The sequence below is a fragment of the Dactylosporangium sp. CA-052675 genome, from assembly GCF_050947935.1.
Taxonomy (GTDB): Bacteria; Actinomycetota; Actinomycetes; order Mycobacteriales; family Micromonosporaceae; genus Dactylosporangium.
Genome location: NZ_CP192010.1, coordinates 3,966,655 through 3,987,286 on the forward strand (window position 1 = coordinate 3,966,655; position 20,632 = coordinate 3,987,286).

A 20,632-nucleotide genomic window follows, 5' to 3' on the forward strand; every position below is an offset into this window, starting at 1 on the left:
GTACCGCCCCGCCTCACATAAGCACCCGTGAGGCGGGGTAGTGCCGCGCGATGACGGATTGCACGATCGGGGAGTACCTCCTGCGGCGCCTGCGGGAGATGGGCGTCCGGCACATGTTCGGCGTGCCCGGCGACTACCAGCTCGAGTTCCTCGACCAGATCGAGGCGGCCGACGGCATCGACTGGGTCGGCAACTGCAACGAGCTCAACGCGGCCTATGCCGCCGACGGCTACGCCCGGCTCAACGGCATCGGGGCGGTCGTCACCACGTTCGGCGTCGGCGAGCTCAGCGCGCTCAACGGCATCGGCGGCGCCTTCGCCGAGCGCGTCCCCGTGGTGTCCATCGTGGGCACGCCCGCCACCTTCGTGATGCGGGAGCGGCAGCCGGTCCACCACACCGCCGGCGACGGCGACTTCACCCGGGCCGCGACGTGCGCCGCGCAGTACACGGTCGGCCAGGCGCTGCTCGGCCGCGACAACGCCGCCGAGGAGATCGACCGGCTGCTGCGCCTGTGCTGGCTGGAGAAGCGGCCGGTGTACCTCATGCTGCCCGCCGATGTCGCCCGGCAGCGCATCGCCGCCCCGCAGGCCCCGCTCGCCCTGCCGGAGCCGTCCAGCGACCCGGCGATGCTGGCCCGGTTCGCCGCCGACGTGCGCGAGCGCATCCGCTGCGCGGCCTCCGTCGCGATCCTCGCCGGGCCGGAGGTGGACCGCTACCGGCTCGGCCCGCGGCTGCTGGCCCTGGCCGAGGCGCTCGGCTGCCCGGTCGCGACGCTGAGCAGCGCCAAGGGCGTCTTCCCGGAGACCCACGACCAGTTCATCGGCGGCTACGCGGGCGCGCTCGGGCCACCGGAGGCGCGGGCGGCCGTGGAGGACGCCGAATGCCTGCTCGCGGTCGGGTGCCAGTTCACCGACGCGGTCACCGGCGGCTTCACCCAGCGCATCGAGCGCGCCCGCATGGTCGAGCTGCACCCGTCGGCGGCCTCGGTGGGCAGCACGCCCTACGCCCACGTCGCCCTGCGGGACGCCCTGACCGCGCTCGCGAACTCGCCCGAGGGGGTGAGCGGCCGCGAGCCCGCCACGCACCGGCGCATCCCGTCCAGGCCCGAGCCGCGGCCGGGCGCGCCCCTGCTCCAGGAGCGCTTCTGGCCGCAGATCGCGGGTTTCCTGCGCCCCGGGGACGTCGTCGTGGCCGAGCAGGGCACGTCGTACTTCGGCACCGCCGCCCAGCCCCTGCCGCGCGACTGCGCCTTCGTCGGGCAGCCGCTGTGGGGCTCGATCGGCTACACGCTCCCGGCGCTGCTCGGCACCATGCTCGCCGCGCCCGACCGCCGCCACGTGCTGTGCATCGGCGACGGCTCGTTCCAGCTCACCGCGCAGGAGCTCGCCACGGTGCTGCGGCTCGGGCTCAACCCGGTCATCGTGCTCGTGAACAACGACGGGTACACCGTGGAGCGCTGCATCCTCGGCGAGTACGCCGCCTACAACGCCATCGGCGCGTGGCGGTACGACCGGCTGGTCCAGGCCTTCGACCCGCACGAGCGGGCCGTGACCGCCGCGGTGGCCACCGAGGACCAGCTCGCCGCGGCGCTGGACAAGGCGGCGGCGACCCGCGACCGGCCGGTCTTCATCGAGGCGCGGATGGGCCGGCTGGACGCGCCCGAGTCCGTCGTGCGCATCGGCAAGGCGTTCGCCGGGGCCGACTACCATCACGCGCCGGTCTAGGCCCGGTAGCCATCTTGCTGAACACGCCGTGCGATAGCGTGCGCACTGCGGCCGGCGGTCGTCGCGTAGTGGCGAGCGCGTGCCCGGGGTCCCGCCGGGCGGGCGGCTCGCCACGGCCGTGCCCGGCCACGCGGCGGCCGCCGGGCTCGCCGGCCGGTCACCGCCCTCAGGCGCGCGCCGCGAGCCGCACGAACGAGCGCGCCAGCGGCGTCAGGCGCGCCGGCCGCCAGGCCAGCACCAGCCGGCTCGGCGGGCGGTCGTCGACGGCCACCGTGACCAGGCCCGGCGGCAGCGGCTGGCCGAGCGGAGCGAGCGCCGAGGTGCCGTTCCAGAGCACGGACTGCAGGCACTCCTGGATGGTGCGCATGACCGGCGCGTCCGGGGCGGCGGGGCCGGTCCAGTAGGCGGCCCAGAGCGGGTCGGTGCCGTCCGGCAGCCGGACCCAGCGGCGGCCGGCCAGCGCGGCGACGGACACCGGCCCGGCGGCGGCCAGCGGGTCGTCGGCGCGGACCACGACGCCGACCGGCTCGGTGCTCAGGACGCGGGTGCGCAGGCCGGCGCCCTCGAACGGCGTCCGGGTGAGCGCGACGTCGACGAGCCCGGCCCGCAGCCCGGCGGTCGGGTCGGCGAGGCCGGACTCGTGCACCGTGACGGACGCGTGCGGGTGCTCGCGGCGGAACGCGGCGACGAGCCGGCCGCTGACCCATCCGGCGGTGTCGGCGAGCGTGCCGATGCTCAGCGTCCCGGAGCCGGCCTCGGCGCGCACCCGGGCTCGCAGCCGGTCGGCCTGCTCGAGCAGCGTCGTGGCCTCCGCGTACAGGACCTCGCCCGCACGCGTCGGGGTCACGCCGTGCGGGGTGCGCTCCAGCAGGGTCGCGCCGAGGTCGGCCTCGAGCTGCCGCAGCGCCCGGCTCAGCGGCGGCTGGGTCATGCGCAGCCGCGCGGCCGCCCGCCCGACGTGCCGCTCCTCGGCCACGGCGACGAAGTACCGCAGCAACCGCAGGTCCACGTGCGCACCATACCCAGCGGGTATGCGGCGGACACGGAAGGTCTTGGACGCGGGCACCGCCCGGCGACGACGCTGGGGCGTATGGAGAACCTGCGCGTGGCCGTCGGCCGCGGCGACACGACCGAGGCGCTGTTCGAGCGCGACACCGTGCGGACGGCACCGACGCTGCTGGACGTCTTCCAGCTCCTCGTCGACGGCGAGGCCGACGTGGCCGAGTTCGGCCTGACGTTCTACCTGCGCTCGCTGGACGCCGGGGCGCCGTTCCTCGCCGTCCCGGCGTTCCCCACCCGGGTGTTCCGGCACTCGTGCGTCTTCGTGCACGCCGGCAGCGGCATCACGCGCCCGGAGGACCTCACCGGCCGGACCATCGGGGAGTTCGGGGTGTACGGCCAGGACTCCGGCGTGTGGGCGAAGGGCGTGCTGATGGACGAGTACGGCTTCCGGCCCGAGCGCAACCGCTGGGTGATCGGCGGCCTCGACCGGCCCATGCCGCCGTTCGGCTTCACGACCCACCCGCATCCGGCCGGCGTCGAGGTGACCGCGGCGCCGGCGGGGGCGACGCTCAGCGGGATGCTCGAGCGCGGCGAGATCGACGCCCTGTTCACCGCGAACGTCCCGCAGCCGGTGCTCGACGGCTCGCCCGCGATCCGGCGGCTGTTCGGCGACTACGAGACGGTCGAGCGGGACTGGTACCGCCGCACCGGCATCTTCCCGATCATGCACACGATCGCCGCGCCCCGCGGGCTGCTCGCGTCCCGTCCGGGCCTGGCGCGCGAGATCTACGACGCCTTCCTGGCCGCGAAGGAGACCGCCGCCGGCCGGTACCGCGCGCGGCGCCGCCTGTTCCAGGCGCCGACGATGCTGCCGTGGGCCAACGCGCTGGACGAGCGCAACGAGCAGCTGTTCGGGGCCGACTGGTGGCCGTACGGCATCGCCGCGAACCGGACGGCGCTGGACACGTTCCTGCGCTACCACCACGAGCAGGGCCTGTCGAGCCGCCGCTGGCGCGTCGAGGAGATCTTCAGCCCCGAGCTGCTGGACACCTAGCCCGGCGTCACCCGGCCCGGGAACCGGCCTGCGTGGGTTCGCCGGTCGGGCCGGCCGGTGCCGCCGTGGCGGGGTCGGGCGCCGGGCGTCGGGCAACGCCCCGCCGGCCCAGCCCGGCGAGGATGATCGCGAGGGCCGCGGCCTCGGCGACGGCCGTGGCGCCCGCGGCGCCGAGCGGGCCCCACACCGGCACGCCCACGGCCACCGAGACCGTGAGCACGGCGGCGACGACGGTCATCGCCTTCGTGGCCCGGCCGTAGTGCCCGTCGCCGATCCAGTTGAACAGCAGCGCCCGGGTCACCGCGAGGCACGGCAGCGCGAGCATGAACACGGCGAGCCAGGTGGCCGCGGCGGGGTGCGGCAGGGACAGCACCGTGCGCGTGAGGAACGGGGCCAGGACGGCGACGATCGCCGCGCCCGGGACCGCGCACGCCAGGGCCACGCCGATGGAGAAGCCGGCCGGGTGCGCCGAGTGCTCGATGCCGAGCCGGCTGCGGGCCCGGGCCACCATCGGCACCTGCAGCGCGGACTGCACGACGCCGCCGATGGCCTGGTACGCGGTCACGATCGCGCCGAAGCTGCCCATCACGGCCGGGGTCGCGACCAGGGACAGCACGAGCGTGCCGAAGCGGGCGACGTACAGGTCGGCGAGGGAGAAGCCGAAGAGGTGGCGGCTGGAGCGGTACCCCTCGATCGCCCTGCGCACCGACAGCCCGTGCAGCAGGTCGGCCCGCAGCGACCCGTGCTTGCCCAGCACCAGCTCGCCGGCGAGCAGCTGGGCCAGGCCGGCGGCGGCCAGGGCGACGGTGAGCGGGACGCCGAGCAGGACCATCACCAGCGACGCCGCCTTGCTGGTGCACATGAGCACGGCGCTGGCCAGGAAGCGCATCCGGCGGCTGAAGTCGGACAGTTGGAGAGTGGCGAGCCCGTTGCCGAGCGCGACCACGCCCGCGGCGGCGAGGGCGCCGAGGCCGTACCCCTTCGTGGCGTAGAACGCGCCGACCGCCACGGTGCCCAGCAGCAGGCCGGGCACCACGACGAGCATCCACTGGCTGCGCACGAGGGCGCGCTGCTGCTCGGTGCCGTTGAGGTACAGCAGCGTCGAGCCGCCGCTGAGGAAGATGAGCACGAACGCGAGCGCGGACGTCATGACCGTGTAGGCGCCGATCTCGGCGGTCTGCCCCAGTTTCGCGCACAGGGCGAGGATCGCCGCGCTCAGCAGGCCGTTGGCGACGACCGCGCCCGCCGCGATGGCCGAGTTGCGCGCGAGCGCGCGAACCTCAGCCATGTGCCCCACTCATGCGCCGAACGTAGCAGGCGCACTCAGTCCGCCTCGCCTGCCTCGCCCGGCGGCAGCATCAGCTCACGCAGGAGGGTGAGGTCGATCGACGGCGAGCCGGCCGGCTGCGGGTTGCGCTGCGCCGAGGCGAGGTGGGCCGCGACGAGCTGGTGGACCGCTTCGGACTCGCCGGCCTCGATGAGTTCCAGAATCCTGCCGTGTACCGCTCCGGACTCCTCGCGCTGGCTGAGCGGTACGCCTCGGGGCTCGGTGCGGCTCGCCCAGCCCTCCTCGTGGCTGGACCAGAGCGCCTCCAGCGCCCCGGCCAGCACGATCAGCGGCGGGTTCCCGCACAGGCTCACCAGCGCCTCGTGGAAGCGCCGGGACACACCCACCACGGTGGGCAGGTCGCCGATGCTCGCCAGGTACTCCTCGTGCAGCTCGCGCAGGCGCGGTACCACCGTCAGCGCCCGGTCCTCGCGGGCCGCGCAGAGCGCCGCGCACGCCGGCTCGACGTGACGCAGGGCGACCGCCACGTCACCGATGCCGGAGTGCTGGGCGGCGAGCACGAGACCGAGGTTGTACCCGAGGTTGGCCGGGGACGGCCGGTGCACGACGGCACCGCCCAGCCGCCCCCGGCGCACCGTGATGAGGCCCTCCGCCTCCAGGATGCGCATCGCCTCGCGCAGGGTCGGCGCGCTGACCTGATAGCGCCGGATCAGCTCGTCGGCCTTGGGCAGCGGATCGCCGTCGGCCAGCTCGCCGTTGATGATCTGCGCCCGGACGCGGTCGGCGACCTGCTCGGCGAGCCGATGGACGCGTACCCGGGGCTCCACGGCCGTGAGCTTAGTAGGCGTCCGGGTCCTGCTGCACGGCCTCCGGAACCGGGTGCCGGTACAGCCTGGACGCGTTCTCCCACGTCATCTTGCGCACGTCGGCCTCGGGCAGGCCGCCGATCTCCTCCTCGATCGTGCGCTGGGTGTGCGGCCAGGTCGAGTCGCAGTGCGGGTAGTCCTGCTCCAGCAGGATGTGGTCGACGCCGATGACGTCGCGCAGCGGGAACGTCGAGGGGTCCTCGACGGCGCAGAAGTAGAAGTTGCGCAGCAGCACCTCGGCCGGGGTGAGCTCGATGCCCTTCCAGGTGCCGTACATCTCGTGGTAGCTCAGCATGTGGTTGAGCCGGTCGACCAGGCCCGGCACCCAGCCGATCCCGCCCTCGGAGAGCACGATCTTGATGTCCGGGAAGCGGACCGGGATGCGGGAGTACAGCCAGTCGACGGCCGAGAACATGGAGTAGCCGAAGAACAGCACGCCGACCACGTCCGGCGGGGCGTCCTCGGCGGTCGACGGCGAGCTGCTCGACGAGCCGATGTGCAGGTTCACCACGGTGCCGGTCTCGGCGCAGGCGCGCATGATCGGGTCCCAGTGGCCGGTGTGCAGCGAGGGCATCCCGAGCATGTGCGGGGCCTCGGTGAACGTCACCGCCTTGAAGCCGCGCTCGGCGTTGCGGTAGATCTCCCGCGCGCCGATCTCGGGGTCGAGGAAGTACGGCAGCTGGCACGGGATCATGCGGTCCGGGTACGCGCCCGACCACGCCTCGATGTTCCAGTCGTTCCAGGCGCGGGTGGCCGCGAGCGCGAGGTCGGGGTCCTGGGTCGACAGCTGCAGGCGCTGGCCCGCGAAGCCGGGCAGGAACGACGGGAAGCACAGCGAGGCATAGACGCCCGACAGGTCCATGTCCTTGATGCGCTCGTGGATGTCCCACGAGCCGCGGCGCATGTCGTCGAAGCGGCTCGGCTCCATGCTGTACTCGTCGACGGGCCGGCCGACGACGGCGTTGAACCCGACGTTGGGGAACTCCTTGCCGTCGTACACCCAGACGTGGCTGCCGTCCTTCTCCACGACGCGCGGGGTCTGCTCGGCGTACTTGGCCGGCATCCGGCCCTCGAACGCGTCCGGCGGCTCGACGATGTGGTCGTCGACGGAGATGAAGGTGTACTTGCGCGGCTGCCTCGGCGGGTCGGGCAGGAACGTCACCTTGTCACGGGCGGCGGTGGTGAAGCTCGTATTGGTCAGGAGTTCGTCGATCGAAGCCATGGGGTGTCTCCTAATCGAGGACGTCGGGTTCGTGGCGGAGCAGCTTGCGGACCGCGCCGGCCCAGAAGTAGTCGGATCCCCGCTCCAGCAGGGACTTCTTCATGCCGTGGCGCAGCCCGGGGGCGATGGCGAGGGGGTCGCGGCCCAGGAGCATGACGTCGTAGGCGAGCTTGCAGGCGCGGTCGATGCTCGCGGAGCGGTACGTGGCCTCCTGGATCGTCGGCGCGGTGACGATGATCCCGTGGCTGGCCAGGATGACGACGGACTTGTCGCCGATCCGCCGGGCGAGGTCGGCCCCGAGCTCGGCGTCGTCGACCTCGCCGGTGTACTCGTGCACGAACGCCAGATCGCCGTCGAACATCGATCCCGTCTGGTGCACGATCTCGGGCAGCACGCCGATCGCGGCCAGCACGGTCACGTAGTACGGGTGGTTGTGCACCACGACGCGGGCGTCGGGCCGCGCGCGGTGCAGCTCGGTGTGGATGTGGAACGCCGGGGTGACGTCCCACCTGCCTTCCTTGACGGCGCCGTCACGGTCGACGACGCACAGGTCCGAGGCGGAGACCTCGTCCCACCACAACCCCCACGGGTTGATCCACATGTCGCCGTCGTCGTTGCGGACCATGGTGATGTGCCCGGCGATGTTCTCGCTGAAGCCGGCGTTCGCCAGGATGCGGAACGCGCAGGCCAGGGCCTGGGCGTCGGTGAGGTCGACACCGATGGGCGGGGTGATTTTGGGAGCCCAGACGGCGGTCCCGCCGGGCTTCTCGGTCACGGTTGTCACTGACCACCTCCGTGTAAATCTTTTAAAAGATTTAGCGGTCGGAGGGGCTTGAGTCAAGCAATCGCTTGGTCGGGGAGGCTTGCCGCGGCCTTTGCGGCGTTTTGCGGGCGCCGAGCTTTCGTGTCGCCGGGGTTGGCCGCACCATAGATCCATCGAACACGAGCTACGGAAGGCGACATGTTCATCGGGTATCTCGTCGCAAGTGTCCTGCTGGCCCTGATCCTGCTCGGCTCGGCGATCGGCAAGCTGCGCCGCGCCGATGCGGTCGTGCAGAACCTGGACCGTGCCGCCGTCCCGCACGGCTGGTACCCGTGGCTGGCCACGGCCGAGGTGGCGGGCGCCCTGGGCCTGCTCGTCGGCCTGGCGTACCGGCCCCTGGGGACCGCCGCCGCGATCGGCCTGACCCTGTACTTCATCGGCGCCGTGGCCGCGCACCTCCGGGCGGGCGACCGCAGCGGTCTCGGCCCGGCCTCGTTCCTGCTGTTCCTGTCCATCGCCGCCGGCGTGCTCTCGGTGCTGTAGAGCGCTCCGGCGCCCGCGTGCGGAGGGCTCCTGACCCGGGCCCTCCGCGCGCGGTCCCCCGGCTACTCGAAGTCGCCGAAGTCCTCGCCGCCGCCGTCGTCGTCGAAGACCTCGTCGATGATCTCGCCGGCCACCAGGCCGCCGACGATGCCCGCGGCGCCCGCGGCCACGACGGTGCCCATGCCCATCCCGCGGCGGCCGTGGCCCTGGTGGCCGTAGCCGCCGTGGCCGTAGGGGTCGTGGCCGTAGCCGTGGGCGGACTGCATCGCCGTGAAGTGGCGGTCGGTGGCCTGGCGCACCCAGCCGTCGACCAGCGCGGTCCAGTTGGTGCCCTCGACGCCGTCGTGGCCGATGCTGAAGCGGCTGACCATGTCGTGCGAGGGCCGGAACATCCCGCCGCGCTTGTCGAACTCCAGGATGACCTCCACGCCGCGGGGGTTGGTCACGAAGGTCAGCTCGACCTCGTTGACGCGGCCCGCGTACTGCTGCGGCGGCCAGAACTCGATCTCCTGGTAGATCGGCAGCTGCTGCGACACGCCGTGCAGGCGGCCGTGCTCGACGTCGGCGTGCTTGAAGCGGAAGCCGAGCTCGGCGAACGCGTCGAGGACGGCCTGGTGGGCGGGGAGCGGCGTGATCGACACCGGGTCGAGGTCGCCCTTGTCGCGGCCGCCCGCGATCTCCAGCTCGGTGCGCACGCCCATCACCATGCCGCGCAGGTGCTGGCCGTACACGTTCGTGATCGGCGCCTCCCACGGCACCGCCAGGCGGAACGGGATCGACTCGGTGGTCGCGCCGCGCACGGTGAAGTGGTCGGCGACCGAGGTGCGGGTCAGCTCGAGGCCGGCCTCGCGGTCGAAGCCCGCGCGCTCCACCTCGACGCGCGTGACGAGCGAGAGCACGACGTGCTCGATGCGGGCGTCGCGATCGCCGCCCTGGATGTGGACGTGGCCGTCGATGAAGCCGCCCGGCTGGACGGCGGGGGTGTCGAGCACCGTGTCGACGCTCGGTCCGCCAACCCCGAAGGCGGCGAGCATCTTCTTGAACACCATGGCAATTGACACTAGCACGTGGCACTGTACGGTCTCCGCAAACAGTGATCCCCGTGCGGGTGAAGGGCGGTCCCGGGTCAGACGGTGCCGATGGTGTACGCGACCTCGTCCAGCAGCTCCCGCGCCAGGTAGCCGGTGCGGCCGAAGCGGGGGCCGAGGCGCTGGCCGGCCATGGCGTGCGCGTACGTGGCCCAGCACCCGGCCTGGGCGGGCTCGGCCCCGCGCGCGAGCAGGCCGGCGACCAGGCCCGCGAGGACGTCCCCGCTGCCCGAGGTGCCCAGGCCGGCGGCGCCGCTCTCCTCGCGCCAGACCGTGCCGTCGGGGTCGGCGACGTAGCCGTGCAGGCACACCGTCGCCGCGTACCGGCCGGCCAGGGCGGCGGCCTCGGCGGCCAGGTCGTCGCCGGGGTCGCGGCCGAGCAGGTGCCGCGCCTCGGTGCGGTTCGGGGTGAGCACGGCGCGGCACTTGGCGTGCTCGAGCGTCTCCGGGCGGCGGCTCAGCGCGCCCAGGGCGTAGGCGTCGAGCACGACCGCGGTGTCCGAAGCGGCCTCGGCCAGGACCGTCGCCAGGATCTTCTGCGTCTCCTCGATGTTGTCCAGACCCGGCCCGAGCGCGACCGCGTCGGCCTCGGCCACCTGCTCGAGCAGCGCTCGCGGCAGCTCGGCCGAGACGCTGCCCTCGGCGGTCTCGGGCAGGCCGAGCACCTTCGCCTCCGGCACCGCGATCGACAGGGCCGCGGCCGTGCTCCCGGTCACCGCCAGCTGCAGCCGCCCGGCGCCGGCCCGCAGCGCGGCCACGCCGGCCAGCAGGACGCCGCCGGGGGTCGTGCGCGAGCCGCCGATGACGAGCACGGTCCCGCGGTCGTGCTTGTCGCCGGTGGGCTCGGGCAGCGGCCAGTCGCGCAGCACGCGCGGTGTGATCACCTCAATCGTCGGCACCGACGAACTCCTGGGTCGTCGTCGCGGCCGTGCGCAGGTGGCCGACGTGGTTGAACAGCTCGGGGCGCAGCACCCCGCCCGCGTTGACCCAGCTGCTCACCGAGCAGTTGGCCATGGCGGTCGAGCGGGACAGGGCCATGAGCGCCTCCTCGTCGAGGCCTTCCACGAGGTACCGCACCAGCATCACGATCGCCTCGTGCCCCACGAGCAGCACGCGCCCGCCGGGATGGTCGGCGCGCACGTCGCGCATCAGGCTGCGCAGGCGCAACAGCACGTCGGACCAGGACTCGCCGCCCGGCGGCCGGTAGTACATCTTGCCGAGCCGCTGCCGCCGCACCGCCTCCTGCGGCAGGCGCGCGGCAACGCCCCGGTTCGTGAGCAGGTCGAGCACCCCGAGCTCGCGGTCGCGGAGGCGTTCGTCGTACCGGATCGGGATCCCGGTCCCGCCCAGCGCGATCATGGCCGTCTCCCGCGTGCGCAGGTAGGGCGAGACGACCGCGAACTCGGGCGTCTCGTCCGCGGGCAGCCCGCGGACCCACTGCCCGACGGCGGCGGCCTGCTCGCGGCCCAGCCCGGTCAGCGGCACGTCGGCGTCGCGCTCGGCGAGGTCGATGACCTCCAGCCCGCCGCGCTCGGCCGCCTCGGCCCGCACGTTGCCGACGCTCTGCCCGTGCCGCACCACACCCAGCCAGCTCAGTTCCGCCATGCATGCCGGGGTACCCAGCGCCGGGCTACTTGAAGCCGTCCCGGGTCAGGTAAAGATCGCGGCCCGGTGCGGGCGATCGGGTGCCCGGCCCGCGGCGCCTGGTACGGCTGCCTCCACAGCGCGGCGACGCCCGGGCTCGGCGGCGTCGATCGCGATCGCGAACGCGGACACGTACTGTTCGGCCATGGGGACAGTTTCGTGGTCCGCGCTGCCGGGGCGGGTGCGCGGGGGCGTGGCGGACCGCCTCGGAAGCCCGGTCGCCGGCGCCGTCGACCTGGCGGGCGGGCACTCGGAGGGGGCGGCGGCCCGGCTGCGGCTCGCCGACGGGCGGGACGTGTTCGCGAAGGCGGCCGCCGACCCGGCGGTGCGCGACTTCCACCGGCGCGAGGCGGTCGTCGCGGCCGGGCTTCCGGCGTCGGTACCGTCGCCGAAGCTGCTGTTCGCCTTCGACGACGGCCCGTGGGCGGTGCTCGTGTTCGAGTTCGTCGCGGCCTCGATGCCGGGCCCGGCGGACCTGCCGCGGGTCCTGGACACCGTGACGGCCATGGCGGGCGCGCTGACGCCGGCTCCCGTCCGCCCGCCGACCCGGCCGCGCCTGGCCGGGGCCGGGTCGCTGGACCTGGCCGGCGACACGCTCCTGCACGGCGACCTCTACCTGTTCAACGCGCTGGTGTCGCCGGAGCGCGTCTGCATCGTCGACTGGGCGCACGCGTGGGTCGGCCCGGCGTACTGCGACGCGCTCATGCTGATGGCCGGTTCCCCCGACGCGGAGGCGTTGTGCGCCGCGAACCCGCTCACCCGCGACCTCCCGCCGCGCGTGGTCGACGCGTTCCTGGCCGCGCACGCGGGCTTCCTGCTGCACCTGGCGGCGCGCGCCGCGGATCCCCGGCTGTCGGGCACGGCCGCGGCCCTCGGCCAGGCGTCGCGGGACTGGCTGGCCCGCAGAGCAACCGGCTGAGCACCGCGGCTGCACCCGGCGGCGGGCACAGTAAAGGGCATGCGGGCATGGATGTGGTACCTCGTCGGCGGGCTGCCCGTCGTCCTGGCTGCCCCGCTGCTGCCCGTGTTCGAGCGCCAGCTCGTCTACGCGCTCGGCGGCGCCGTCGCCATCACCGTCATCGTGCGCCGCCTGCGCACGCGCCGCGTCGAGCGCCGGCGGGCCTGGTGGATCATGGTCGCCGCGATGGGCTGCGCCCTGACCGCGAACCTGTGCTGGGCGGCCGACCTCGGCCTCGGCGGCGCCGGCGGCGACCTGCCGCTCGTCGACGGTATCTACTTCGCCATGTACCCGCTGATCGGCGCGGCGATGCTCGGGCAGCCGGCGGTGCACCGCTACGGCTCCGCGCTCGCCGGGTTCACCGAGGCCGGGGTCGCGCTCTGCACGGCCGTCGTGGTCACCTGGGCGGCGCTCTACGACCCGTTCGTGCGCGATCGGCCCGCGCACTCGATCAGCCTCAGCATCGCCCTGTTCCCGGCCCTCGACCTGGTCATCCTCGCCGCCGCGGTGCGGATGGTGGTCGCCGCCGGGGCGCTGCGGGCCACCCACCTGCTGCTGCTCGGCGGGGCCGCGTGCCTGTTCACGTCCGACATCCTGTACTTCGTCTCGGCCTGCGGCGGCGGCGCCTGGGCCGGCTCGGGCGTCACCTCCGTCGGCTGGGCCGCCACCTACCTGTTCCTCGGCGCGTCGGTGCTGCACCCGTCGGCCGCGCTGCCCCTGGCGCCGGCCCGGCTGCCCTCGGCCACGTGGGGCACCGTGCTGGTCGCCGTCGTCGTGCTCATCGGGCCCGCGGCCACGGCCTGGTCGCTGCTGCGCGAGCTGCACGAGCCCAGCCTCGACGTGTCCGACGTCGTGGTACCGCTCGTGCCGACCGCCGTCACCGCCCTGCTGCTGGTGATCCGGCTCGGGCACGCCGGGCGGGTGGAGCGGCGCCGGGCCCTCGACCTGCAGGACGCCCTGCGGCAGCAGTCGCAGATGCAGGCCCTGCTGCGCCACCACGCGCTGCACGACGCACTGACCGGGCTGCCGAACCGGCGCCTGCTCGACGACCGGCTCACCGAACTGCTCGCGGTCGGCGGCCGGGGCGGGCTGATCCTGTTCGACCTCGACGGGTTCAAGGACGTCAACGACCGTTTCGGGCATCCGACCGGCGACGCGCTGCTGGTCGAGGTGGCCCGCCGGCTCGAGGCGCTGCTGAGCCCGGGCGACACCCTGGCCCGGCTCGGCGGGGACGAGTTCGCGCTGCTGTGCCCGGGCGTGGGGGAGGCGCAGCTGCTGCAGCGGGGCGAGCGGCTGCTGGCGGCGCTGCGCCGGCCCGTCGGCCTGAACGGCACCGAGCTGTTCGTCTCCGGCACCGCGGGGGCGCGCGGGTTCAGCGCCGGCTACAGCGCGACGATCGTGCTCGCGGACGCCGACGTGGCCCTGTACGCGGCGAAGGCGGCCGGCAAGGACCGTGTCGTCGGCTTCGACGAGCAGCTGCGCGACCGGCAGCTGCGGCGCAGCCAGACCGCGCAGCGGCTGCGGGCCGCCCTCGCCGCCGACGAGCTCGCCGTGCACTACCAGCCGATCGTCGCGCTCGACGGGGACCGCACCGTGGGCTTCGAGGCGCTCGTGCGCTGGTGCCCGCCGGGCGCGGCGCCGATCGGGCCGGACCGGTTCATCCCGGCCGCGGAGGCCAGCGGGCTCATCGTGGCGCTCGGCGACTGGGTGCTCAACCGCGCGTGCCGGGATGCCGCGCCGTGGCACGCGGCCACCGGGGCGGGGTTGAGCGTGAACGTCTCGCCGCGGCAGCTGGCCGAGCCGGACTTCGTGGCCCGGGTGCACGCGGCCCTGGCGGCCTCGGGCCTGCCGGGCCGCGCGCTCACCCTGGAGATCACCGAAGGGGTGCTCGTGGGCGCCGGGACGCAGGCGGAGCAGACCATCGCGCACCTGGCGGCGCTGCGCGCGATCGGCGTGAAGGTCGCCATCGACGACTTCGGCACCGGCTACTCGTCCCTGGCCTACCTGCGGGACCTGCCGATCGACATCCTCAAGATCGACCGCTCGTTCCTGCCGCACAGCCGGGACGACCTGGCCGGGCAGACCGCGCTGGTGCGGGCGATCATGGACCTCGCGCGCAGCCTCGGGCTGGTGACGGTCGCGGAGGGCGTGGAGACCGAGGAGCACTGCGACCTGCTGCGCGAACTCGGATGCGACCGGGCGCAGGGGTATCTCCTGGGCCACCCGGTCCCCGCGGACGCGGTCCTCGAACCCGTCGCCTGAAGGCCTTCCTCGCTTTTGCTCGTATTGACAGCCGTGACCTTCCGGTTCTACTGTCGGGGCGCTTACTCGGTTCAGTAAGGGTGCTGAATCGAGGGGTCCGGGCGCCGCCTCGCCCGGCCCCGGAAGGAGTCCTCGTGCGCAAGGCTCTCGCCGCGGCGGCGATCCTGCTCGCCGCGCTCATCGCCAACCCCGCGCCCGCCCAGGCGTTCCCCGCATCGACGCGGGCGGCGCTGGTCAACTACCTGTCGGGCATCTCCGGGCAGTACACGATCACCGGGCAGCACAACCGCGAACCCAACTCGGACCCGACCAAGTGGACGCGGGTCGCCCAGGGCATCACCGGCCAGACTCCCGGCCTGTGGGGCGGCGACTTCCTGTTCGCCTCCTCCGACGTCAACGCGCGCCAGACGATGGTCAGCGAGGCCGTCCGGCAGTGGCAGGGCGGCTCGCTCGTCGCGCTGACCTGGCACATGTGCCCGCCCACGGTCGGCTCGACGTGCGGCTGGGACTCGGCCGGGGTGCTCAGCCACCTTTCCGACAGCCAGTGGAGCCAGCTCGTCACCGACGGCAGCGCGCTCAACTCGGCGTTCAAGAACCGGCTCAACGAGGCCGTGCCCTACCTGCGGCAGCTGCAGAACGCGGGCGTGCCGGTGCTGTTCCGCCCGGTCCACGAGATGAACGAGGGCTGGTCGTGGTGGGGCGGGCGCCCCGGGGCCAACGGCAGCCGCAAGCTGTTCCAGATCGTGCACGACTACTACGTGGGCCAGGGCCTGTCCAACCTCGTGTGGGTGTGGAACGTCAAGGACACCAACATGGGCTCGATCGGCGACTACTGGCCGGGTGCGTCCTATGTGGACGTCGCCACGCTCGACATGTGGGTGAAGCCCGCCCCGAGCACCTCCGACTACCAGGCGATGCTGAACGTGGCCGGGGGCAAGCCGATCGCCCTGGCCGAGGTCGGGCAGGTGCCGAGCGTGGCCCTGCTCAACGCCCAGCCGCGCTGGACCTACTTCATGGTGTGGGCCGAATACCTGCAGGACCCGGCGTACAACACCAACGCGAACGTGCAGAACACGTACTTCAACAGCCGGGTCCTGGTGCGCGGCGAGTTCACGGTCCCCGGCGGCTCCTCCTCGCCGGGCGGCGGGCCGGTCACGGGACTGGCGGGCAAGTGCCTCGACGTGGCCGCGTCGGGCACGGCGAACGGGACGAAGATCCAGCTGTACACCTGCAACGGCACCGGCGCGCAGAGCTGGACGGTGGGCTCGGACGGCACGCTGCGCGCGCTGGGCAAGTGCCTCGACGTGACCGGGGGCGTGAACGCGGACGGCACGAAGGTGCAGCTGTGGGACTGCAACGGCAACACGCACCAGCAGTGGGCGCGCACCGGCCAGACGCTGCGCAACCCCGAGACCGGCAAGTGCCTCGACGTGACCGGGCAGAACAGCGCCGACGGCACGCAGATCCAGATCTGGACCTGCAACGGGCAGACGAACCAGAACTGGACGCTGCCCGCCTAGGCGGATCCCTGCTCGGGTCCGCGTCACCGGCGGACCGTCGCTCCCGCCAGGGACCGCGCCGGGGCCCGGCATCCGCCGGCCCTGGCGCGGCGACGTCCGCGGTGGCACGACCTACGCTGACGCTGTGACCACCGACTTCCCCAGTTTCGAGATCCCCGGCCGGATCGCCCTCGTGACCGGGGCCGCCCGCGGCCTCGGCCGGGCCATCGCGCTCACCCTCGCCAACGCCGGCGCCGACGTCGCCCTGGGCCTGCGCGACGTCGACGCCGACGCCGGCCTGGCCGGGCAGATCGAGGCCCTGGGCCGCCGGGTGCTGCCGCTGCCGATGGACGTCACCGACCCGGCCCAGGTCCGCGCGGCCGTCGACGCCACGGCGGAGCACTTCGGGCGGCTCGACATCCTCGTGAACAACGCCGGCATCGCCCCCGAGAACCGGGCCGAGGACGTGACGGAGGCCGACTTCGACGCCACCCTGGCGGTCAACCTCAAGGGCACGTTCTTCGCGAGCCAGGCCGCCGGCCGGGTGATGATCCGCCAGGGCTACGGCCGGATCGTGAACGTCGGCTCCCAGGCCGGCGCGGTGGCCCTGCCGGGCGAGTCGGTCTACTGCATGACGAAGGCGGCGATCGCCCACCTGACCCGGTGCCTGGCCGTGGAGTGGGGCCCGCACGGCGTCACGGTCAACGCCGTCGCCCCGACCTTCGTGCACACGCCGGGCACCGCGGACTATCTCGCCGATCCGGCCCACCGCGCCGACGTGGTCGAGCGGATCGCGGCCCTGCACCGCATCGGCGAGCCGATGGAGGTCGCCGGGGCGGTGCTGTTCCTGGTCTCCCCGGCCGCGTCGCTCATCACCGGCGAGGTGATGCTCATCGACGGCGGCTGGACCGCTCGGTAGGGGCCGGGCCGGTCGAGTCGCGGACGACCAGGGCGGCGTTGCCGTAGCGCACGCTGCGGGGCGGGCCGCCGTCCAGCAGCTCGAACAGCAGCCGGGCGGTGCGCATCCCGTAGTCGGTGATGTTGCGCCGCAGCACCGTCAGCGCCGGGTGCACGAGCTGGCACAGCGGGGAGTCCTCCCACGCCAGGATGGACACCTCGGCGGGGACGGACACGTGCATCTCGGCGGCCACGCCGAGCCCGGCGAGGGCCATGAGGTCGTTGTCGTAGACGATCGCCGTCGGACGGTCGCGGCCGCTGAGCAGGCGCCGCGTCGCCGTCGCCGCCGCCTCCCCGGTGTAGTCCGCGGCCATCGTCGGGATCGAGCCGAAGGGCGCCGCCGCGTCGAGTGCCATGTCCAGGGCCGCCGTGCGGGCCGCGGTGTGCGCCAGGTCCGCCGGGCCGCTCACCCGGGCCACGCGGCGGTGCCCCAGGGCCGCCAGCAGCCCCGCCACCTTCTGCGCGCCGGCGTGCTCGTCGGTCGACAGGTTCGCCAGGCCCGGCAGCTCGCCCGAGCCGCCGGCGACGACCGCCGGCAGGCCCAACTCCCGCACGGCCGGCAGCCGGGGATCGTCCACCCGCAGGTCGCACAGGATCACGCCGTCGACGCGGCGCTCGGCGTGCCAGCGGCGGTAGACGGCGATCTCCTCGCCGGCGTCCTCGACGAACTGCAGGGCGAGGCCGAATCCGCGGGCGGACAGCTCCATCTGCAGCCCGGCGATGAACTGCCGGCGGAAGACCTCGCTGCGCAGGGCCGCGGACGTGCGGCGCAGGGCCAGCCCCACCACGTCGGCGGCCGCCCCGTGCAGCGCCACGGCGGCCCGGTGCGCGGTGAAGCCCAGCTCCTCGGCCACCTCGCGGACCCGTTCGCGCAGGTCGGCGGAGACGCCGGGGCGGCCGTTGAGCGCATAGGACACGGCGACCCGGGACACGCCCACGCGCCGGGCGATGTCGCTCATCGTCGGTCGCCGTCCCGCCATGGGACGAAGCCTAACCGCCTCAGCGCGGCGGCGGCGCGATGCTGTCCCGCAGGAGCAGGCGGGGCGTGGCGTCCTGGTAGTCCACCGGGGCAGCGCCGGCCAGGAACGCCAGCAGCACGCGGGCGGCGTGGGCGCCGTAGGCGTGCACGTCCCGGGCCAGGGCGCTGAGGGCCGGGAACGCCATCTCGCACAGCTGGGAGTCGTCGCCGGCCACGATCGAGAGCCGCCCGGGCACGTCGAGGCCCAGCTTGCGGGCCACGTGCAGGCCCGCCGTGGCCATGATGTCGTTGTCGAACATGATGGCCGTCGGCGGCTCCGCCGCGGTCAGCAGCCGCTCGGTCGCCCAGGCCCCCGCCTCCCACGTGTAGTCGGTGTCGACCACCTCGGCGGCGACGAGATCGTGGCGGCGCGCCGCGGCCCGGAACGCGGCGGTGCGGATGCGCGTGTGTGAAAGCGACACGAGGCCGCCGACCCGGGCGATGCGCCGGTGCCCGATGCCGGCCAGGTAGCCGACCGCCTCGGTGAGCGCGGCCGCGTCGTCGCTCCACACCGCCGGGGTGCCGGCGCCGGGCGGGCGGACCGACGGGTGGCCGACGAGGATGCCGGGCAGGCCGAGCCGGTCCAGGGCCGCCACCCGCTCGTCGTTCACCCACAGGTCGGTGAGGATCGTCGCGTCGATGCGCCGCGCCGCCCACAGCCCGCGCAGCGCCTCGATCGCCTTCTCGTGGTCGCCGACCACCTGCAGCACCAGGGCCGTGCCGGTCGCCGACAGCTCCGTCTCCAGCCCGGCGATGAACTTCATGTAGAACGGCTCCACCCCCAGCGTCGCCGCGTCGCGGGCGATCACCAGCCCGATCGCCTCGGCCCGGGCCGCGGAGAGGTTGCGCGCGGCGGCGCTGGGCTGCCAGCCCATCTCGGCCGCGATGGCCAGGATGCGCTCGCGGGTCTGCGCCGAGACGCCGGGCCGGTCGTTGAGGGCGAACGACACGGCGCCGATCGAGACGCCGGCGGCCTCGGCGATGTCGCTGATGGTGGGGCGTCTCACGGCGTTCCCTGAATCGTCACTTGGTGGCCCCGGACGTGAAGCCGTTGTAGATGAACCGCTGCAGCAGCAGGAACAGGATAAGGGTCGGCAGGATGACCAGGACCGCCCCGGCCGAGATGGTCTCCCAGTGGGCGCCGAACGGGCCCTTGAAGCGGAACAGCGACGTGGAGATGGTGCCGAGCTCCTCCGAGGGCATGTAGAGGAACGGGATGTAGAAGTCGTTGTAGACGAAGATGCCCTTGATGATGACGACCGTGGCGATCGCCGGCTTGAGCAGCGGCAGGATGACCGATCGGTAGATCTTGAACGTCGAGGCCCCGTCGAGCCGGGCCGCCTCGTCCAGCGAGACCGGGATCCCGCGCATGAACTGCATGAAGATGTAGATGGCGACGATGTCGGTCCCCATGTACAGCAGGATCGGCGCCCACCGCGAGTCGAACAGCCCCAGCGTGTCGATCACCCGGAACGTCGCCACCTGCGTGGTCACCCCGGGCACCAGGGTGGCGACGAGGAACGCCCCGACGACCAGGCGCTTGAACCGGAACTGGAAGCGGTCGAGCGCGTAGGCGGCCAGGGTGCCGGCCAGGACGGTGCCCAGCACCGAGACCAGCAGGATGATGCCGGTGTTCAGGAACCCGTTCAGCATGCGTCCGGAGCTGAACGCGGTGGCGTAGTTGCTGAAGTTCAGCCAGTGGTGCGGCAACGCGAGGGTGTCGCCGCCGGCCATCTCCTCCGGCGTCTTCAGCGACGTCAGGAACACGGTCACGAGCGGCAGCAGCACCACGACAGAAGCCAGGACCAGCACGGTGTAGCGCAGGAGGTTCGCTCTCATGTCAGGTCGGTCCTCTCGTCGGGGACGAGGCGCCGCTGGAGCCAGGTGACCAGCAGCACGATGAGCAGCAGCACGACGGCCGCGGCCGAGGCGAGCCCCGTCTTGTTGAACTGGAAGGCGAGCTTGACGGTCTGGATCACGAACGTCTTGGACTCGCCCGCGCCGCCGGTCATCACGAACGGGATCTCGAAGACCGACAGCGACCCGGAGACGGCGAGGATGACGCTCAGGCTGATGATGGGGCGGATGCCGGGCGCGACGATGTGCCGGAAGATCTGCCAGCGGCCCGCCCCGTCGAGCTCCGCGGCCTCGTACAGCTCGCCCGGGATCGCCTGGATCGCGCCGAGGAACAGCACGAAGGTGAGCCCGGTGAACCGCCACACCGAGACGCCCGACAGCGACACGTTCACGAGGTCCGGGTCGCCGAGCCAGAGCTTGTCCGGGTGGCCGCCGAACAGCGCCAGCACCGAGTCGAGGGTGCCGTGGGGGCGGAAGAAGTACAGGAAGACGAACGAGACCGCGACGCCGTTGATGAGGTACGGGAAGAACAGGATGCCCTTGAACAGGTTCCGCAGCCGCAGCTTGAAGCTGAGGATGAACGCGAAGTAGAGGGCGAGCGCGATCTGGACCGCGGAGGCGGCCACGTAGTAGAGGCTGACGAAGAACACCTGGAACAGTTCCGGGCGGGTGAACAGCTCCCGGTAGTTGTCGGCCCCGACGAACGCCGGATCGTCGCTCAGGCCGTCCCAGTCCGTGAAGCTGTACCCCACCATGCTGCCGACGGGGACGTACGTGAACACGACCAGCAGCGCCAGCGCCGGTAGCAGGTAGATCCAGGGGGTGAACCTTCTCACGGGCTTCCTTTCGCCGAGAGGCGGGCCGGCGAGACCGGCCCGCCACCTGGA

20 protein-coding genes are annotated in these 20,632 nt (G+C 73.3%); 7 read left to right on the forward strand and 13 right to left on the reverse strand.

Translation table 11 applies throughout. The features are described 5' to 3' along the window. The first annotated feature begins 50 nt into the window (after positions 1 to 50). Complete coding sequence (locus ACQP1P_RS18165; RefSeq protein ID WP_433087853.1) at positions 51 to 1,724, forward strand: alpha-keto acid decarboxylase family protein; 1,674 nt, start codon at positions 51 to 53, stop codon at positions 1,722 to 1,724. Positions 1,725 to 1,890: 166 nt separating this feature from the next. Here ACQP1P_RS18165 and ACQP1P_RS18170 read toward each other — a convergent pair whose 3' ends face one another. Further along, positions 1,891 to 2,733, reverse strand: a complete 843-nt coding sequence (locus tag ACQP1P_RS18170) for a LysR family transcriptional regulator (protein WP_433087854.1) — start codon at positions 2,731 to 2,733, stop codon at positions 1,891 to 1,893. Positions 2,734 to 2,814: 81 nt separating this feature from the next. Between ACQP1P_RS18170 and ACQP1P_RS18175 the strand changes: the two genes are divergently transcribed. Next, on the forward strand, positions 2,815 to 3,780 hold the full coding sequence (locus tag ACQP1P_RS18175; RefSeq protein WP_433087855.1) for a hypothetical protein: 966 nt from the start codon (positions 2,815 to 2,817) through the stop codon (positions 3,778 to 3,780). Between the two features lie 7 nt (positions 3,781 to 3,787). Here the strand turns inward: ACQP1P_RS18175 and ACQP1P_RS18180 are convergent, their stop codons facing one another. From ACQP1P_RS18180 to ACQP1P_RS18195, 4 genes are read right to left on the reverse strand one after another with little or no spacing between them, the layout of a single operon-like run. Beyond that, positions 3,788 to 5,068, reverse strand: a complete 1,281-nt coding sequence (locus ACQP1P_RS18180; RefSeq protein WP_433087856.1) for a lipopolysaccharide biosynthesis protein — start codon at positions 5,066 to 5,068, stop codon at positions 3,788 to 3,790. Between the two features lie 35 nt (positions 5,069 to 5,103). Then, a complete protein-coding gene (locus tag ACQP1P_RS18185) occupies positions 5,104 to 5,895 on the reverse strand; it encodes a FadR/GntR family transcriptional regulator (protein WP_433087857.1) in 792 nt (263 codons plus the stop codon). A gap of 10 nt (positions 5,896 to 5,905) precedes the next feature. After that, a complete protein-coding gene (locus tag ACQP1P_RS18190; RefSeq protein ID WP_433087858.1) occupies positions 5,906 to 7,156 on the reverse strand; it encodes an amidohydrolase family protein in 1,251 nt (416 codons plus the stop codon). A gap of 10 nt (positions 7,157 to 7,166) precedes the next feature. Next, positions 7,167 to 7,940, reverse strand: coding sequence for a class II aldolase/adducin family protein (locus tag ACQP1P_RS18195; RefSeq protein ID WP_433087859.1), 774 nt, complete (start codon positions 7,938 to 7,940; stop codon positions 7,167 to 7,169). Positions 7,941 to 8,117: 177 nt separating this feature from the next. Here ACQP1P_RS18195 and ACQP1P_RS18200 point away from each other — a divergent pair, with 177 nt between their 5' ends. Continuing rightward, a complete protein-coding gene (locus ACQP1P_RS18200) occupies positions 8,118 to 8,462 on the forward strand; it encodes a DoxX family protein (RefSeq protein ID WP_433087860.1) in 345 nt (114 codons plus the stop codon). Between the two features lie 62 nt (positions 8,463 to 8,524). On the opposite strand, the gene ACQP1P_RS18205 is transcribed toward ACQP1P_RS18200, so the two are convergent. From ACQP1P_RS18205 to ACQP1P_RS18220, 4 genes are all read right to left on the reverse strand, one after another. Next, on the reverse strand, positions 8,525 to 9,511 hold the full coding sequence (locus ACQP1P_RS18205) for a sporulation protein (RefSeq protein ID WP_433087861.1): 987 nt from the start codon (positions 9,509 to 9,511) through the stop codon (positions 8,525 to 8,527). A 77-nt stretch (positions 9,512 to 9,588) separates the two neighbouring features. Continuing rightward, on the reverse strand, positions 9,589 to 10,449 hold the full coding sequence (locus ACQP1P_RS18210) for an NAD(P)H-hydrate dehydratase (protein ID WP_433087862.1): 861 nt from the start codon (positions 10,447 to 10,449) through the stop codon (positions 9,589 to 9,591). Continuing rightward, entirely contained in the window at positions 10,436 to 11,155 is a 720-nt protein-coding gene (locus ACQP1P_RS18215; RefSeq protein ID WP_433087863.1) for a histidine phosphatase family protein, read from the reverse strand. Before ACQP1P_RS18215 ends, ACQP1P_RS18210 begins: the two co-directional genes overlap by 14 nt. 45 nt (positions 11,156 to 11,200) lie before the next feature. Continuing rightward, entirely contained in the window at positions 11,201 to 11,341 is a 141-nt protein-coding gene (locus tag ACQP1P_RS18220; RefSeq protein WP_433087864.1) for a hypothetical protein, read from the reverse strand. Here ACQP1P_RS18220 and ACQP1P_RS18225 point away from each other — a divergent pair. The 4 genes from ACQP1P_RS18225 to ACQP1P_RS18240 all read left to right on the forward strand — a co-directional run bounded on the left by ACQP1P_RS18225 (position 11,340) and on the right by ACQP1P_RS18240 (position 16,832). Beyond that, positions 11,340 to 12,113 carry a phosphotransferase gene (locus tag ACQP1P_RS18225; protein WP_433087865.1) on the forward strand — a complete coding sequence of 258 codons (774 nt, stop codon included), beginning with the start codon at positions 11,340 to 11,342 and terminating at the stop codon, positions 12,111 to 12,113. The two genes, ACQP1P_RS18220 and ACQP1P_RS18225, sit on opposite strands and share 2 nt — an antisense overlap. 39 nt (positions 12,114 to 12,152) lie before the next feature. After that, positions 12,153 to 14,414 (forward strand): putative bifunctional diguanylate cyclase/phosphodiesterase, encoded by a 2,262-nt coding sequence (locus tag ACQP1P_RS18230; RefSeq protein ID WP_433087866.1) that lies wholly within the window; start codon positions 12,153 to 12,155, stop codon positions 14,412 to 14,414. Between the two features lie 134 nt (positions 14,415 to 14,548). Beyond that, entirely contained in the window at positions 14,549 to 15,934 is a 1,386-nt protein-coding gene (locus ACQP1P_RS18235) for a lectin (RefSeq protein WP_433087867.1), read from the forward strand. Between the two features lie 124 nt (positions 15,935 to 16,058). After that, positions 16,059 to 16,832 (forward strand): SDR family NAD(P)-dependent oxidoreductase, encoded by a 774-nt coding sequence (locus tag ACQP1P_RS18240; protein WP_433087868.1) that lies wholly within the window; start codon positions 16,059 to 16,061, stop codon positions 16,830 to 16,832. On the opposite strand, the gene ACQP1P_RS18245 is transcribed toward ACQP1P_RS18240, so the two are convergent. The 4 genes from ACQP1P_RS18245 to ACQP1P_RS18260 are packed head-to-tail and all read right to left on the reverse strand — an operon-like array spanning position 16,804 to position 20,581. Beyond that, the gene (locus tag ACQP1P_RS18245; RefSeq protein WP_433087869.1) at positions 16,804 to 17,850 is read right to left on the reverse strand and encodes a LacI family DNA-binding transcriptional regulator; all 1,047 of its coding nucleotides are present in this window, start codon (positions 17,848 to 17,850) and stop codon (positions 16,804 to 16,806) included. The genes ACQP1P_RS18240 and ACQP1P_RS18245 overlap by 29 nt on opposite strands. Before the next feature lie 19 nt (positions 17,851 to 17,869). Continuing rightward, on the reverse strand, positions 17,870 to 18,895 hold the full coding sequence (locus tag ACQP1P_RS18250; protein ID WP_433087870.1) for a LacI family DNA-binding transcriptional regulator: 1,026 nt from the start codon (positions 18,893 to 18,895) through the stop codon (positions 17,870 to 17,872). A gap of 16 nt (positions 18,896 to 18,911) precedes the next feature. Next, positions 18,912 to 19,727 carry a carbohydrate ABC transporter permease gene (locus tag ACQP1P_RS18255; RefSeq protein WP_433087871.1) on the reverse strand — a complete coding sequence of 272 codons (816 nt, stop codon included), beginning with the start codon at positions 19,725 to 19,727 and terminating at the stop codon, positions 18,912 to 18,914. Then, complete coding sequence (locus tag ACQP1P_RS18260) at positions 19,724 to 20,581, reverse strand: carbohydrate ABC transporter permease (protein ID WP_433087872.1); 858 nt, start codon at positions 20,579 to 20,581, stop codon at positions 19,724 to 19,726. The genes ACQP1P_RS18255 and ACQP1P_RS18260 overlap by 4 nt, the downstream gene beginning before the upstream one ends. Positions 20,582 to 20,632: the final 51 nt, after the last annotated feature.

What these genes read in the sequence shown, in the direction of transcription:
- ACQP1P_RS18190 (WP_433087858.1), bottom strand. Translation starts at nt 7,156, where the DNA reads ATGGCTTCGATCGACGAACTCCTGACCAATACGAGCTTCACCACCGCC.
- ACQP1P_RS18215 (WP_433087863.1), bottom strand. Translation starts at nt 11,155, where the DNA reads ATGGCGGAACTGAGCTGGCTGGGTGTGGTGCGGCACGGGCAGAGCGTC.
- ACQP1P_RS18175 (WP_433087855.1), top strand. Translation starts at nt 2,815, where the DNA reads ATGGAGAACCTGCGCGTGGCCGTCGGCCGCGGCGACACGACCGAGGCG.
- ACQP1P_RS18220 (WP_433087864.1), bottom strand. Translation starts at nt 11,341, where the DNA reads ATGGCCGAACAGTACGTGTCCGCGTTCGCGATCGCGATCGACGCCGCC.
- ACQP1P_RS18225 (WP_433087865.1), top strand. Translation starts at nt 11,340, where the DNA reads ATGGGGACAGTTTCGTGGTCCGCGCTGCCGGGGCGGGTGCGCGGGGGC.
- ACQP1P_RS18230 (WP_433087866.1), top strand. Translation starts at nt 12,153, where the DNA reads ATGCGGGCATGGATGTGGTACCTCGTCGGCGGGCTGCCCGTCGTCCTG.
- ACQP1P_RS18255 (WP_433087871.1), bottom strand. Translation starts at nt 19,727, where the DNA reads ATGAGAGCGAACCTCCTGCGCTACACCGTGCTGGTCCTGGCTTCTGTC.
- ACQP1P_RS18180 (WP_433087856.1), bottom strand. Translation starts at nt 5,068, where the DNA reads ATGGCTGAGGTTCGCGCGCTCGCGCGCAACTCGGCCATCGCGGCGGGC.
- ACQP1P_RS18205 (WP_433087861.1), bottom strand. Translation starts at nt 9,511, where the DNA reads ATGGTGTTCAAGAAGATGCTCGCCGCCTTCGGGGTTGGCGGACCGAGC.
- ACQP1P_RS18165 (WP_433087853.1), top strand. Translation starts at nt 51, where the DNA reads ATGACGGATTGCACGATCGGGGAGTACCTCCTGCGGCGCCTGCGGGAG.
- ACQP1P_RS18245 (WP_433087869.1), bottom strand. Translation starts at nt 17,850, where the DNA reads ATGGCGGGACGGCGACCGACGATGAGCGACATCGCCCGGCGCGTGGGC.
- ACQP1P_RS18200 (WP_433087860.1), top strand. Translation starts at nt 8,118, where the DNA reads ATGTTCATCGGGTATCTCGTCGCAAGTGTCCTGCTGGCCCTGATCCTG.